Raw genomic sequence first — 13806 nt, 5'->3', positions numbered from 1 at the left:
GGGGGGCGAACCCTGAGGCAGCCCGTGGTACGTCCGGTTCCTCTCCACTACACTTCTGCCCATGAGTCCCACGGCCCCCGCTCCGCGCACCGCCACCCTGACCCGCAAGACCGCCGAGACCGACATCACGGTCCGTCTGAATCTCGACTCTGCCGCGTACGACGCGCCGCACAGCGGGCATGGCTTTTTTGACCACATGCTCGACGCGCTGTCCCGCCACAGCCGTCTGGGCCTGAGCGTGGCGGCCACGGGGGACCTGCATATTGAGCCGCACCACCTGATTGAGGACACTGGCATCACGCTGGGGCAGGCGCTGTCGCAGGCGCTGGGGGACCGCCAGGGCATCGAGCGCTACGGCAGCGCCTTTGTGCCGATGGATGAGACGCTGGCGCATGTGGTGGTGGACCTGTCGGGCCGCGCCCACCTGGCGTTCGAGCCAGAGACGCTGGATGTGTGGGGCGACGCGGGCGGCATGACCCACTATCACCTGCGCGAGTTCCTGCGCGGCTTTTGCAACCACGGGGGCGTGACCCTGCACGTGCGCGTGCTGGCCGGGCGCGAGGCCCACCACGTCATCGAGGCGGTGGTCAAGGCGCTGGCCCGGGCCCTGCGCGACGCGGTGGCCGTGACCTCGGCCCAGATGCCCAGCACCAAGGGCAGCCTGTGAGCGCGCCCGCCGTGGCCCGGCCGGAAGTGCTGCTGCTGGATTACGGGGCGGGCAACGTCCGCAGCGCAGCCAAGGCGCTGGAGCGGGCCGGCATGACCGTGCGTGTGTCAGACAATCCGCGCGACGTGGCACACGCCTCCGCCCTGGTGGTGCCGGGGCAGGGGCACTTCCGGCAGGTGATGGAAGCCTTCGACACGGGGGGCTTCCACGGTCCCGTGACGGACGCGGCGCGGGCGGAGGTGCCGATCCTGGGCATCTGCGTGGGTATGCAGATGCTGCTGAGCGATTCCGAGGAAGCGCCGGGCACGCCGGGGCTGAACCTGATTCCCGGGACGGTGCGCAAGTTCGCCGCCGCAGCGGACCACAAGGTGCCGCAGATGGGCTGGAACGCGCTGGAACCCGTGGGCGACTCGCCGCTGCTGCGGAACCTCGGCGGCGCGGCCTACGCGTACTTCGTGCACAGCTATTACGTCCCGGCTGAAGTTTCTGTGGAACACGGCGCACTCGCCACCTACGGCGTGCCCTTCTGGGCGGCCCTGAGTGTGGGCAACCTGCACGCCACGCAGTTCCACCCGGAAAAGAGCGGCGCGGTGGGCCTGGCCTTGCTGGAGCGGTTCCGGCAGAACGTGCTGGAGTAAGTGCAGAATGTGCTGGAGTAAGGGAGTAAGAACGTGCGGGCTCAGGGTTCACGGTCCGGTGCCGGGCAGCCTGACTCCCCTGCGTTTCGGCTGCACTGCCCCGCCTTTCAACCGCGCTCCATTTGCGCGACAATCGGGCCATGACCCAAACCGCCTCCAAAGAAGCTCCGAACATCGACTGGGCGAACCTCGGTTTCAGCTACATCCGCACGGACCTGCGCTACCTGTCGCACTGGAAAGATGGCGCGTGGGACGCCGGCACCCTGACCGAGGACAATGTGCTGCACATCGCCGAGGGCAGCACTGCCATCCACTACGGCCAGCAGTGCTTCGAGGGCCTCAAGGCCTACCGTTGCCAGGACGGCTCAATCAACGTGTTCCGGCCAGACCAGAACGCTGCCCGGATGCGCCGCAGCTGCCGCCGCGTGCTGATGCCCGAGATCAGTGACGAGCAGTTTATCGACGCGGTTACGCAGGTGGTCCGGGCCAACGAGCGCTTTCTCCCGCCGTACGGGTCGGGCGGCTCGTTGTATCTGCGCCCCTACATGATCGGCGTAGGCGACAACATCGGGGTCCGGACGGCCCCGGAGTTCATCTTCAGTGTGTTCTGCGTGCCGGTGGGACCGTACTTCAAAGGCGGCCTGACCCCGCAGAACTTTCTGGTCTCGGGCTACGACCGCGCCGCGCCGCACGGCACCGGGGCGGCCAAGGTGGGCGGCAATTACGCCGCCAGCCTGATGCCGGGCCAGCAGGCCAAGGACACTGTGATCGACGGGCACCACTTCGCCGACGCGCTGTATCTGGACCCTGAAACGCACACGAAGATCGAGGAGGTGGGGGCTGCCAACTTCTTCGCCATCACGGGGGACGGCCGCTTTGTCACTCCCAAGTCGCCCAGCATTCTGGAGAGCATCACCAAGTACAGCCTGCTGTGGCTGGCTGAACACCGCCTGAACATGACGGTGGAGGAGGGCGACGTGTTCATCGACGCGCTGGGCCAGTACACCGAGGCGGGTGCTTGCGGCACCGCCGCCGTGATTACCCCCATCGGCGGCATCCAGAACGGTGAGACCTTCCACGTTTTTTACAGCGAAATTGAAGCTGGCCCGGTCACCCGCCGCCTCTATGACGAGCTGGTGGGCATCCAGTACGGCGACGTGCCTGCCCCGGACGGCTGGATCGTGAAGATTTGAGCTAGGGGAAAGATTTCACCGTGCGGGACGCCTTTTGCGGGGTCTGTTCCGATGCCGGAGGGCCGGGGGCATCTGGACGTGGTCCCCTCCCATCTGGTGCCCCCCGTTAGACTCCGGGCATGACTTCACCGCTTCCCCTCGATCACGAACATCTCCAGAAGCTGGCGACGGCGGATCTGGTCCGCCCCGATCACCTGCTGGGCGCACACCCCGCCACCGAGAACGGCGTGGAGGGGGTGCGCTTTGCGCTGTGGGCCCCCAATGCCACCCACGTCAGCGTGGTGGGCGACTTCAACGACTGGAACGGCTTCGACAATGCCATGAACCGCATGGACTTCGGGTGCTGGGGCGTGTTCGTGCCGGCGGCCCGCCACGGCCAGCGCTACAAGTTCCGTATCACCGGGCAGCACGGACAGACCCAGGACAAGATGGACCCCTACGGCACCTACTTCGAGACCCGGCCCGCCACCGGCAGCATCGTGTGGAACCAGCCGTACGAGTGGCAGGACGGCGAGTGGATGAAGCAGCGATCGGCGGGCTTTGACCGGCCTGTCAGCATCTATGAGTGCCACGCTCCCAGCTGGGGCCGGCGAGACGACGGCTGGTTTCTGAACTACCGCGAGCTGGCGCACCGGCTGGGCGATTACGTGCAGTACATGGGGTACACCCACGTCGAGTTGCTGGGCGTCATGGAGCATCCCTTCGACGGGTCGTGGGGCTATCAGGTCACCGGTTACTACGCGCCGACGAGCCGCATGGGCAACCCGGAGGACTTCAAGTATCTGGTGGACCACCTGCACGGCATGGGCATCGGCGTGATTCTGGACTGGGTGCCGGGCCATTTCCCCACCGATCCGGCGGGGCTGGCCAATTTCGACGGCGGCCCACTGTTTGAGTACGCCGACCCGCGTAAGGGCTTTCATCAGGACTGGAACACGCTGATCTTCGACTACGGGCGCAACGAGGTCGTGATGTTCCTGATCGGCAGCGCCGTCAAGTGGCTGCAGGACTTCCACGTGGACGGCCTGCGGGTGGACGCGGTGGCCTCCATGCTGTACCTGGACTTCTCGCGCACCGAGTGGCTGCCCAACATTCACGGCGGGCGCGAGAACCTTGAAGCCATCGCCTTTCTCAAGCGCCTGAACGAGGTGACCCACCACATGGCCCCCGGCGTCATGATGATCGCCGAGGAAAGCACCTCGTTTCCCGGCGTTACCACCCCGGCCCCGTTTGGCCTGGGCTTCGATTACAAGTGGGCGATGGGCTGGATGAACGACAACCTGGGGTATTTCAAGGAAGACCCGTTGTGGCGGGCGCACCATCACCACGCCCTGACCTTCTTCAACGTGTACCGCACCAGCGAGAACTACATGCTGGCCATCAGCCACGACGAGGTCGTGCACCTGAAAAAGAGCATGGTCATGAAGATGCCCGGCGAGTGGTACGCCCAGCGTGCCCAGTACCGCGCTTTCCTGGCGATGATGTGGACCACCCCCGGCAAGAAGCTGCTGTTCATGGGTCAGGAATTCGGGCAGTCCACCGAGTGGAACCATGACGCCGAATTGCCGTGGTACATGGCCGATCAGCCGGACCACCGCGGCATCATGAATCTGGTGCGCCGCCTGAATGAACTGTACGTTAGCCGCCCCGACTGGCACGTGGCCGACACCCGTGAGGAAGGCATGGTGTGGATCAGCGCCGACGACGCCGAGCACAGTGTCTACGCCTACCTGCGCCGCGATCCGGACGGAAACACCTGGAGCCTGACGGTGGCCAACCTGACTCCGGTGTACCGTGACCTGTATCCGGTGGGCGTGCCGCAGGGCGGCGACTACCGCCTGCTGCTGTCCACCGATGACGGCGAGTTCGGCGGCTTCGGCACCCAGCAGCCCGACCTGACCGCCAAGGCCGAGGGCTGGAACGGCCAGACCCACCACCTGCGCCTCAACCTGCCGCCCAACAGCGTGCTGGTGCTGGAACCGGCGGCGTTTCTCTCGCCCGGTGAGGTGGCGGGGACCGACGAGACCCCGGCTGTCCAGCATGTGGAGCCCGCCCCCATCCAGCGGGGCGAGCGCGAGTGGGTGGGCGGCGCACCCTCGGAACTGGCAGCCAGGACCGCACAGGCTCAGGAGGCGGAGGCCCGGCTGATCCAGCCAGAAGAGGCGCGCGAGGGCACCCCATCAGTGCACCCTCCAGTTCAGGGCGGCGGACAGGCGTGGGTGGGCACGGAGTCGGCGTCGGTGTCCGAACAAACCCCCAGTGAGGGTTCCGCTGGCCTGGAGGCCGGCCCGGAGGCTCAGGCCACGCCGGTGGAACTGGAATCCACCCGCACTGTGACCGCGCGGGCCAGCCGCAAGGTCACCGAGTCGCCTGCGGCAGAACCGGCTGAGGGGACGGCGGCACCTAAATCCCGCAAGCCCAGGGCCAGCCGTGCCAAGAAGCCCGCCGTCGAGCCGGAGGCTATGGCCGACGGCGCCGAGCCTGCCAAGCCCAGGCGAACCCGCAAGCCGAAGGCCGTTCCCGAGATGGGCGCGGACGGCACGCCAGTCGAGGGCGAGATCGCCCCCAAGCCCCGCAAGTCCAGGGCCAAAAAGGCGACGGCTGCACCTGAAGACGCCCCGGCCCAAAGCGTGGTCGCCCAGGACACCCCGGCTGAGGAATGAGCAGCCCACGCCCCACGCCCGATGCCCTGACCATGGCCAGTTTCGCGCTGCTGGGCGTGCTGGCAGTGCTGCTGCTGATTCCGCTGGTGACCGGCGGGCCACCACCCAGCCCCTACCTGATCGCCGGGTTGCTTGTGCTGCGTCTGGGTTTGCAGTTCCTGCGCTCCCGGCACGATGAGCGGCTGAGGCGGCCAGCCAGCTGGGCCTTCGACGTGTTGCTGATTGGCCTGATCTTCTACGTGGCGGGGAACCAGCCGGCGTAGGTCCCGTTCAGGTACCTCCGCCTGCACCATTCCCCGGCGTTGTGAAAAATGCGGCGCCCGCGCCTCTGCCCGTCAGAGGTGGGTCAGGATCTGAAAGCTAGTCTGTCCGGCGTGAGCAACTTGGTGACAGTGGCGTGGATGAAGTGGGGAATGCTGGGTGGCCTGTCGCTGGCCCTAGTGGCGTGCGGCGGCCAGGCTGCGCCAGAGGCATCGGATCAGCCCACGGTCGCTACCATTAGCGGCAAGATATCGGTGTGGACCGGCGAGGGCCGCGTGACTGTGCCAGGCCTGCCGGGCGTCTCTTCCAGCGTTCGCAGCGACGGCACGTTTACCCTAACGCTCCCCAGCGACGACGAACTCTCGGGCCAGACCGTCTCTGCCGACGGGATCGCGGCGAAGGTGGGGTGCAGTGGCTCCATTCAGAGCAGTGCCCCGGACCTCCAGACCTACGCCGTCATGTCGGTTGAGGCCCGGGACAGCGCTGGCAACCGCGTGGCCAGCGCCGTGACTGGCAGCAAGCCTGGCCTGCTCAGCCGACGCGTGAATGCCCATATCTGGCTGTACAGCGATAGCGTGACCCAGTTGCGCGGCACGATGGACTGCGCGGCTCTTCTGAGGATGGCGCAGATTCCAACCCTGCCAGTCACGGTGGCTATCAACGCCAAGCCGGGCTGGAATGTTGTCGAGCTGAACATCACTGCCAGCGCCAATGTGCTGGCCCAGGTCAGCGCCTCCGGCTCGCTGGTCAATTCGGGCGCGGGCAGCAGACATGCCACCTTTCGGACGGTGCAGGAGTTACAGGCCCAGGTGGCGTTCTAGGCTGACCCACAGCGGCAACTGAGATTAAGAGCGACACCGGGAGATTTATGGCCCGGTGACGTTTATTTGCGTCGTGCGGTTGAGTTCCAACCGTTCTACTGCTGCATGATCCACTTATCGAGCAACTTCTGGTACTCGCCGCTGGCCTTCAGGCGGACCAGCGTTCGGTTGGCGGCGGCGGCCAGATCGCTGTTCTTGGCGAAGACCATGCCGTAGTTCTCGGCGGCCAGATTCTTACCGGCCTGTTGGAATTGCCCGGGCAGCCGCTTTTGCAGGTCCGTTACGGTGGGCGCGTCCCCGACCAGGGCAGCGATGCGGCCCGCACGCACGTCGGCCAGCCCAGCTGCGAAGTCGTCGTAGACCTTCAGGGCCGCGCCCTTGGGCTTCAGCAGTTCGTCGGCCACGAACTGCCCGGTGGTGTTGGCCTGCACGCCAATGGTTTTGCCCTTCACGTTGCCCGGCCACTCGAACTTGCCGGGGTTGCCGCCCCGGACGATAAAGACCTGGGCGCTGCGGTAGTACGGCGCACTGAACGACACCACCCTGGCCCGTTCCGCCGTGATGGTGATACCGCTCATGGCCATGTCCACCCGGCCAGACGTGACCGACTGCGGCATCAGCGCCCCGAAGCCCACTGCCTGAACCTGGAGCCTGACGCCCAGGTCTTTCGCCACCGCCCGCGCGATGTCGATGTCGAAGCCAGTGATCTGCCCGGATCGGTCCTTGAACTCGAACGGAGCGAAGGTGGGATCGGTGCCCAGCACCAGCACGCCCTTTTTCTTGACCTCGGCGACGGTGGAGGCCCCAGCAGCAGCAGGCAGGACACAGGCGGCGAGGGCCACGGCAAGCAGAAGGGCGCGTGTCATGGACCCAGAGTAAGGCGGGGGCCGGGGCGCTACCCTCTTTTGCATGGACTGGCCCCAACCTGGTGATTTTGTTTATGGCGAACCCCTGCCGCCCCCTGCGGACTGGGCGCGTTCCGGCCTGGTCATGACCTTCAACCTGGAGTGCGCGGGGTGCGTGTCGCGCGGCATTCCCTTTATGAAGCGGCTGCACAGCGAGTTCGGCTCACGGGTGAATCTGCTGGCCGTCCACACCAGCCACGGCCACCGCCCCCTGCCGCGCGAGGACGTGGAGCCGACGCTGATCAAGTTCGCCCGCGATTTTGCCCGTTTGCCGTTTCCTGTGGCCCTGGACGTGTCCGGCACGCTGGCTCGCGCGTGGCAGACCGAGGGAACACCGCACTGGCTGGCCTTTGCCCCTGGCGGCGAGCTGCTGCGCAGCGTGTACGGCAGCCAGGACAACGCCCAGACCCGCCTGCACTACCTGCTGGAAGAGTGGGCCGGCCAGGACCCGGAGGCACAGGGGTAAGACGGACAGTGCCTCATTGCTCGCCCCGGCAGGAGTGCTCTTCGGGGTTGCATTGCTGCATAACGCGCCATCCGCGTTGTTTGTTTCTCCTTCCAATCGGGTTGTCGTCGGCACTTTAACCTCGGTCCTTATCGTTGGTGCAGGCGCCTGCCGGCGGGCGCCTGCACGGCACTCACCGCCGACGCGCCCAGCGGGCCGCCGATGGATTCACCCATGCCGTGCGGCGCAACGCCCCTGTCGATCAGGTTCACGCCGAGCTGCAGGAGTCACCACACCAGCACCACCCCAGCGACGCCCAGCCCGCTCAGCAGCACGGCAAACCCCCCGATCCACCACAGCGGCAGGGTGTGTTCGCCCCTTTCTTCCAGATCGTGGGCCGACTTGTGGTAACTGCGAACGCCGAAGGCCAGCGCCAGCACCCCTAGCCCCACGAGGCCCACGGTCAGCACGCGCAGCAGCCAGCGCGGCTCCAGATCGCCGAACAGCCGGGTGGCGGCCAGCCCCACGCCGATGCTGGACAGTGCGGTGCGGCCCCACGCGGCGAAGGTGCGCTCGCTGGCCAGCGCGGTGCGCCGCTCGGCCCAGTCGGTGCGGATCCGTCCCGGTTCGTCTGACATGTTGCCCCCGAGTGTAGTCAATCCGGCGACGACGGGAGGGGTGTAGGGACCTCCTGCCTGGCCGGATCTCGTTCAGCGGCGAGTGGGCCGAACCGGTTCCGCGCGGCGCTCCGGCGCGAGGTTCTCACCAGCCTGCGCCCGCAGCACATGCTTCAGAACCTTGCCGCTGGCCGTCTTGGGCAACTCCGGCACCAGATGCACCCGCCGGGGCAGCGCATGCTCCGGCAGGTGCGGCGAGCAGAAGCGCAGAAGCTCCTCGCCGCGCACGCCCGCACCGGGGTGCAGGGTGACGAAGGCCACTGCACAGGTCTGGCCCGGCGCCGGGTGTCCGGCCACCACCACCGCCTCGCGCACGCTGGGATGACGGTACAGCACGGCCTCGATCTGGGCGCTGGACACGCTCTGGCCGCCGATGTTCAGCAGGTCGCTCGCCCGGTCCAGAATGTCCACCCGTCCGTCGGCATGCACCACCGCCAGATCGCCCGTGTGCAGCCACCCGCCGTCCAGTGCCCGCCGCGTGGCGGCGCGGTTCTTGTAGTAGCCCTTCATCACCTGATTGCCCCGGATCACGATCTCTCCGGGGGTAAAGCCGTCGGCGGGAACCGGCCCGCCGTCCTCCGAGACCACGCGCAGCTGCCCGGCATACATCATCGGGTGGCCCTGCGGCGTGAGGTGGTCTCCCTCGTTGACAGTCATGACCGCGTTGGTCTCGGTCAGGCCATAGCCGTGCAGAACCTCGAAGCCCTGGGCGCGCAGGTTGCCCAGCAGCCGGGGCGAGGGCGAGGTTCCGGCCACCAGCAGCCGCACCGGGGCCGACAGGTGCAGGGGGGCCGCCGTGTCGGTCAGGGGTGTGAGAATGGCGGGCGAGGCAAACAGGTGCGTGACGGCTCCGCCCCGCAGCGCGGCGCGGACCGCTTCTGGCCCCTCGTTTGTCAGGGTGACGTGCGTGCCACCCGCCGCCGTCACGGCCCACGCGCTGCCCCAGCCGTTGCCGTGCGCCAGCGGCAGGGCATGCAGGTACACGCTGCCGGGCCGCAGGTTCAGGTGGTACAGCAGGTTGGACAGGTTGACGAAGGCGTTGCGGTGCGTGACCATCACGCCCTTGGGATCGCTGGTCGTGCCGCTGGTGTAGTTGATGCTGATGGGTGAGTCCTCATCCAGCGCGGCAGGAAGTTCCAGCGCGGCGGGCAGGACGCCGCCCAGCCGCGCACTCAGCCCGGAGGCGTCGCCGATTTCAAGCACAGGTATTTCCAGCTGGGCCAGTCGCTCGCCCACGCGCGGCAGGCAGGCTGTGTCCACCAGCGCCACCACCGGATCGGCGTGCCCGGCCAGAAAACGCAGGGCCTCGTCGCTGAAGGCTGGATTGAGCGGCACAATCACGCCCCCGGCCAGCGGAACGGCGTGAAAGGCCAGCAGCGCGTCCGGCGTGTTGGGCGACACCAGCAGTGCGTGGGTGCCGGGCGTCAGTCCGTGGTCCCTCAGCAGGGTTACCAGACGGGCCGTGCGCCCCGCCAGCTCGGCGTAGCTCTGCGCCTGTCTTCCATGCTGGGTGGCTGTCCGCGCCGGATGAACGGCGAAAGCACGCAACACGAGTTCCAGCGGGGTCAGGGGCGTTTTCAAATCAGAGTCCTGGGCATCGGTGCCCCTCAGTCTGGGGAGATCGGGGGATGCGCCGAACCGAGTCATCTAGACAAAAGTTACCTTTCCTCTCATTTTTAGATGAATCGTCTAGACAGATATGAGTCGGCGGCCCTGGGGCTGGCCCCATAATCTGCCCACCGACAACCCCTTTTCTGTGCCGTGCAGACGCCACCCTTCCCGCCCTTTTCCAAGAGGTGCCATGTCTCAACTTCAGCCTTCCCAACTCGAAGTTCAGGGCGTCACGCTGACGTTCGGCGGGCTCAACGCGCTGACCGACGTGAGCTTGACCGTCCCGCCGGGCGAGATCGTCAGCATCATCGGGCCGAACGGGGCGGGCAAGACCAGTCTGCTCAACTGCATCAGCGGCTTTTACCATCCCACGCGCGGGCGAATCACGTTCGGCAGCCATGACCTGAGCCGCGCCGCGCCCAACGTGGTCACCGGCTACGGCATCGCCCGCGCTTTCCAGAATCTGGAACTGTTCCGGGGCCTCAGCGTGGTGGAGAATCTGTTGCTGGCCCGGCACACCCACCTGCGCTACGGTCTGCTGGACAGCCTCGTGTTCTACGGCCGCGCCAGCCGTCAGGAGGCCGAGAACCGCGCCTACGTCGAGCGCATCATCGATTTCATGGAACTGGAGGAATACCGCGCCCATCCCGTCGGGACGCTGGCCTACGGCATCCAGAAGCGGGTGGAGGTGGCCCGCGCCCTGACCCTGGCGCCCAAACTGCTGCTGCTCGACGAGCCGATGGCGGGCATGAACGTGGAGGAGAAGGAAGACATGGTGCGCTTCATCCTCGACATCCAGCGCGAGCAGGGCGTCACGGTGGTGCTGATCGAACACGACATGGGCGTGGTCATGGACATCAGTGACCGCGTGTACGTGCTGGATTTCGGCCAGTTGATCGCGGGCGGGCGGCCCGAAGTGGTCAGCGCCGATCCGCGCGTCATTGAGGCGTATACCGGCGTGGCTGAAGCCCGCCCTGACCGGGCGGCGCAGGCGGTGGGCATATGAGCGCCTACGACGTGGGTGACGTGACCGCCCTGACCATTCCGCAACTGCTGGCAAAGCGCGCCGCCCAGACGCCGCGGGCGGTGGCCCTGCGTCACAAGGAATACGGCATCTGGAACGAGACGACGTACGCCGACTACCTGACACGGGCGCGAGAGGTGGCCGCCGGGCTGCATGCGCTGGGCGTCGTGCGCGGCGAGAAGGTCGCGGTGATGGCCGACAACATTCCCGCCTGGGTGTTCATGGAGGTTGGCGCGCAGGCGCTGGGGGCCGTCAGCGTGGGCGTGTACCAGAGCAGCGTGGCCGAGGAAGTGCGCTACGTGCTGGACTATACCGATGCCGTGGTGGTCATGGCCGAGGACGAGGAGCAGGTGGACAAGCTTCTGGAACACCGCGGCAGCCTGCCGAACATCCGCAAGGTCATCTACGAGGACCCGCGCGGCATGAGCAAGCACGCGGGTGACGAGTGGTTCATCTCCTTTGAACAGTTGTTGAAGCTTGGCCAGAAGGAGGCGGCCACCGTCTTTGACCGCGAGGCCGCGCTGGGAAAGCCCGATGACGTGTGCCACTTCAGTCTCACCTCCGGCACCACCGGCAATCCCAAGGCGGCCATGCTCTCGCACCGCAACCTACTGTACATGGGCCAGGCGCTGGGCGAGGTGGACCCGCTGAACCCCGGTGACGACTACCTCTCCTTCCTGCCGATGGCATGGATTGGCGAGCAGATGATGACGGTGGCGGTGGCGCTGGCAAATGCCGTAACGGTCAACTTCCCCGAGAGCAACGAGACCGCCATGAGCGATCTGGTGGAAATCGGCCCGCACTTCATGTTCGCGCCGCCGCGCGTGTGGGAGGGCATTCAGAGCGCCATGTTCATCCGCATGCAGGAGAGTTACGGGCCCAACCGGGCGCTGTACCGCAAGCTGCTGCAGTGGAGCACTGACGCCGCCGACGCCAGCCTCAGCGGCAAGAAGGCCAGCGGCGCGGCAGGATTCAAGCGCTGGCTGGCGTACTGGGGCCTGACCCGTCCGCTGCTGGACCAGCTGGGGTTTTTACGTCTCAAACGTGCGTACACCGGCGGCGCGGCGCTGGGGCCGGACGTGTTCCGCTTCTACCACGGCCTGGGCGTGAACCTCAAACAGATCTACGGCCAGACCGAGAACATCGGCATTGCCTACGTTCACCGCGACGGTGACGTGCGCTTCGACACCGTGGGCAAGATTCTCCCTGGCGGCGAGGTCAGGATAACCGACGAGGGCGAGATCCTCAGCCGTAGCCCCGCCGTGGTGGCCGGATACTACAAGCGCGATGACGCCAGTGCCGAGACCATCCGGCCGGACGCCTGACCCCCGACGGGCATCTTCAGGTGATTGACCGCCTGAGCGACGTGATGAAGACGGCGGGCGGCGAGACCTTCAGCCCGCAGTTCATTGAGAACCGCCTGAAGTTCAGCCCCTACATCAAGGAGGCCGTGGCGTTCGGGGACGGCCAGGACGAGGTCACCGCTTTCCTGAATGTCGATCCCCTGACCGCCGGGCAGTGGGCTGAGAAACGCCAGATTGCGTACAGCACCTACATGGACCTGAGCAGCAAGCCGGAACTGGCCGAACTGATCCTGAAGGAGGTGGAGGAGGCCAACGGGCGGCTCGAGCCCCACGAGCGCGTGGCCCGCTTTGTGCTGCTGTACAAGCTGCTGGACGCCGACGACGACGAACTGACCCGCACCGGCAAGGTGAGGCGCAAGCTGATTCGTGAGAAGTACGCGCCCATTGTGGCCGCCCTGTACGACGGCTCGGCCTCGGTGCGGGTGGAGGCGACGTTCAAGTACCAGGACGGCCAGACCCAGCGTGTGGAGACCGAGGTGACGGTTCACCGCGTGCCGGGCATGGAACCGCGTCTGCCACGCGCCGGCGTGACGGTGGCCCAGGCAGGCGCATGAACGGCCCGCCCTGTGCCGCGTCCACCGTTTTCAATCGCCCCTTTCGCACTTCACCGGAGGTCTGAGTGGAACTACTGCCGCAACTGCTGATTGCAGGCGTCGTGATCGGCAGCGTGTATGCCCTGGCCGCGCTGGGCTTCGTGCTGATCTACAAGTCCAGCCGCGTTATTAACTTTGCCCACGGGCAGATCATCGCCACCGGGGCCTTTATCGCCTTCGCCCTGACGCAGCGGGGCGTCAACTTCTGGCTGGCCGGGCTGATTGCCATGCTGGCGACGTTCCTGCTGGGCATGCTGATCGAGCGCGTGTTCCTGCGGCGCATGGTGGGCCAGCCGATCATCGCCGTCATCATGGTCACCATCGGTTTGAGCAGCGTCATCGACGGGCTGATTCACCTGACGCCCTACGGCGCGGGCACCTTTGGATTCGAGCGGCCCGCCCTGCTGACCGGAGAGGGCGTGGAACTGTTCGGCCTGCCCCTGTCCAAGACGCAGATCGCCGGCGTGCTGATGGCGCTGGGCCTGCTAGGAGGCTTCACCTACTTCTTCAACAAGAGCACCCTGGGGATCACCATGCGCGCCGTGGCCGATGACCAGATGGCGGCCATGAGCGTGGGCACCAGCGTCGAGCGCGTGTTTGCCCTGGCCTGGGCAGCGGCGGGCCTCACGGCGGCGGCGGCCGGCGTGATTCTGGGCCTGATGAGCGGCCTGACGCTGGGCGGGCTGGCAGGGATCGGCCTCAAGGTCTTTCCGGTGGTCATCCTGGGTGGCCTGGACAGCGTGGTGGGGGCCATCGTGGGCGGCATGCTGATCGGGATTCTGGAAAACCTCTCGGCGGGCTACCTCGACGGCATCGTGCCGGGCGGCGGCACCCGCGAGGTGTTTCCGTTCATCATCCTGATCATCGTGCTGCTGATTCGTCCTTACGGGCTGTTCGGAACCAGGGAGATCGAGCGTGTGTAGCGCAGGTGTGGCCATGCGCCA

Annotated in this window: 13 protein-coding genes and 1 pseudogene; 11 read left to right on the top strand and 3 right to left on the bottom strand. The window is 66.6% G+C overall.

The window, feature by feature from the left end:
• The first annotated feature begins 61 nt into the window (after positions 1–61).
• The 6 genes and pseudogenes from hisB (at position 62) to IEY31_RS10725 (ending at position 6243) form a co-directional block, all read left to right on the top strand.
• Positions 62–667 carry an imidazoleglycerol-phosphate dehydratase HisB gene (gene hisB / locus IEY31_RS10750; RefSeq protein ID WP_188971778.1) on the top strand — a complete coding sequence of 202 codons (606 nt, stop codon included), beginning with the start codon at positions 62–64 and terminating at the stop codon, positions 665–667.
• Positions 664–1305: an imidazole glycerol phosphate synthase subunit HisH gene (gene hisH, locus IEY31_RS10745; protein ID WP_229723492.1), complete on the top strand. Its 642-nt coding sequence runs from the start codon at positions 664–666 to the stop codon at positions 1303–1305. The genes hisB and hisH overlap by 4 nt, the downstream gene beginning before the upstream one ends.
• 140 nt (positions 1306–1445) lie before the next feature.
• Positions 1446–2498 carry a branched-chain amino acid aminotransferase gene (locus IEY31_RS10740; protein WP_188971776.1) on the top strand — a complete coding sequence of 351 codons (1053 nt, stop codon included), beginning with the start codon at positions 1446–1448 and terminating at the stop codon, positions 2496–2498.
• A gap of 119 nt (positions 2499–2617) precedes the next feature.
• Positions 2618–4480: pseudogene (locus tag IEY31_RS10735) on the top strand (1,4-alpha-glucan branching enzyme); the annotation flags it as partial.
• Between the two features lie 677 nt (positions 4481–5157).
• Positions 5158–5424: a hypothetical protein gene (locus tag IEY31_RS10730; RefSeq protein WP_188971774.1), complete on the top strand. Its 267-nt coding sequence runs from the start codon at positions 5158–5160 to the stop codon at positions 5422–5424.
• Positions 5425–5535: 111 nt separating this feature from the next.
• Positions 5536–6243 carry a hypothetical protein gene (locus IEY31_RS10725; RefSeq protein WP_229723491.1) on the top strand — a complete coding sequence of 236 codons (708 nt, stop codon included), beginning with the start codon at positions 5536–5538 and terminating at the stop codon, positions 6241–6243.
• A 95-nt stretch (positions 6244–6338) separates the two neighbouring features.
• Here IEY31_RS10725 and IEY31_RS10720 read toward each other — a convergent pair whose 3' ends face one another.
• Positions 6339–7109: an ABC transporter substrate-binding protein gene (locus IEY31_RS10720; protein WP_188971772.1), complete on the bottom strand. Its 771-nt coding sequence runs from the start codon at positions 7107–7109 to the stop codon at positions 6339–6341.
• A gap of 43 nt (positions 7110–7152) precedes the next feature.
• Between IEY31_RS10720 and IEY31_RS10715 the strand changes: the two genes are divergently transcribed.
• A complete protein-coding gene (locus IEY31_RS10715) occupies positions 7153–7614 on the top strand; it encodes a TlpA family protein disulfide reductase (protein WP_188971770.1) in 462 nt (153 codons plus the stop codon).
• A 266-nt stretch (positions 7615–7880) separates the two neighbouring features.
• On the opposite strand, the gene IEY31_RS10710 is transcribed toward IEY31_RS10715, so the two are convergent.
• Both IEY31_RS10710 and IEY31_RS10705 read right to left on the bottom strand, forming a co-directional pair.
• Positions 7881–8231, bottom strand: a complete 351-nt coding sequence (locus tag IEY31_RS10710; protein ID WP_188971768.1) for a YidH family protein — start codon at positions 8229–8231, stop codon at positions 7881–7883.
• Between the two features lie 72 nt (positions 8232–8303).
• Positions 8304–9851: an AMP-binding protein gene (locus tag IEY31_RS10705; RefSeq protein WP_188971766.1), complete on the bottom strand. Its 1548-nt coding sequence runs from the start codon at positions 9849–9851 to the stop codon at positions 8304–8306.
• Between the two features lie 220 nt (positions 9852–10071).
• On the opposite strand from IEY31_RS10705, the gene IEY31_RS10700 reads away from it, so the two are divergent.
• From IEY31_RS10700 to IEY31_RS10690, 4 genes are all read left to right on the top strand, one after another.
• Positions 10072–10887: an ABC transporter ATP-binding protein gene (locus tag IEY31_RS10700; RefSeq protein ID WP_188971764.1), complete on the top strand. Its 816-nt coding sequence runs from the start codon at positions 10072–10074 to the stop codon at positions 10885–10887.
• Positions 10884–12230 (top strand): AMP-binding protein, encoded by a 1347-nt coding sequence (locus IEY31_RS10695; RefSeq protein WP_229723490.1) that lies wholly within the window; start codon positions 10884–10886, stop codon positions 12228–12230. Before IEY31_RS10700 ends, IEY31_RS10695 begins: the two co-directional genes overlap by 4 nt.
• A 20-nt stretch (positions 12231–12250) precedes the next feature.
• The gene (locus tag IEY31_RS18690) at positions 12251–12823 is read left to right on the top strand and encodes an acyl-CoA synthetase family protein (protein WP_229723489.1); all 573 of its coding nucleotides are present in this window, start codon (positions 12251–12253) and stop codon (positions 12821–12823) included.
• A gap of 65 nt (positions 12824–12888) precedes the next feature.
• Complete coding sequence (locus IEY31_RS10690) at positions 12889–13785, top strand: branched-chain amino acid ABC transporter permease (RefSeq protein ID WP_188971762.1); 897 nt, start codon at positions 12889–12891, stop codon at positions 13783–13785.
• The last annotated feature ends 21 nt before the right edge of the window (positions 13786–13806 follow it).

Source organism: Deinococcus aerolatus (assembly GCF_014647055.1).
Classification (GTDB): domain Bacteria; phylum Deinococcota; class Deinococci; order Deinococcales; family Deinococcaceae; genus Deinococcus; species Deinococcus aerolatus.
This window is presented reverse-complemented; position numbering and strand designations above follow the sequence as displayed.

Excerpts from the sequence above, each read along its gene's own strand:
- IEY31_RS10740 (WP_188971776.1), top strand. The coding sequence starts at position 1,446 with ATGACCCAAACCGCCTCCAAAGAAGCTCCGAACATCGACTGGGCGAAC.
- IEY31_RS10730 (WP_188971774.1), top strand. The coding sequence starts at position 5,158 with ATGAGCAGCCCACGCCCCACGCCCGATGCCCTGACCATGGCCAGTTTC.
- IEY31_RS10720 (WP_188971772.1), bottom strand. The coding sequence starts at position 7,109 with ATGACACGCGCCCTTCTGCTTGCCGTGGCCCTCGCCGCCTGTGTCCTG.
- hisB (WP_188971778.1), top strand. The coding sequence starts at position 62 with ATGAGTCCCACGGCCCCCGCTCCGCGCACCGCCACCCTGACCCGCAAG.
- IEY31_RS10700 (WP_188971764.1), top strand. The coding sequence starts at position 10,072 with ATGTCTCAACTTCAGCCTTCCCAACTCGAAGTTCAGGGCGTCACGCTG.
- IEY31_RS10695 (WP_229723490.1), top strand. The coding sequence starts at position 10,884 with ATGAGCGCCTACGACGTGGGTGACGTGACCGCCCTGACCATTCCGCAA.
- IEY31_RS10715 (WP_188971770.1), top strand. The coding sequence starts at position 7,153 with ATGGACTGGCCCCAACCTGGTGATTTTGTTTATGGCGAACCCCTGCCG.
- IEY31_RS10710 (WP_188971768.1), bottom strand. The coding sequence starts at position 8,231 with ATGTCAGACGAACCGGGACGGATCCGCACCGACTGGGCCGAGCGGCGC.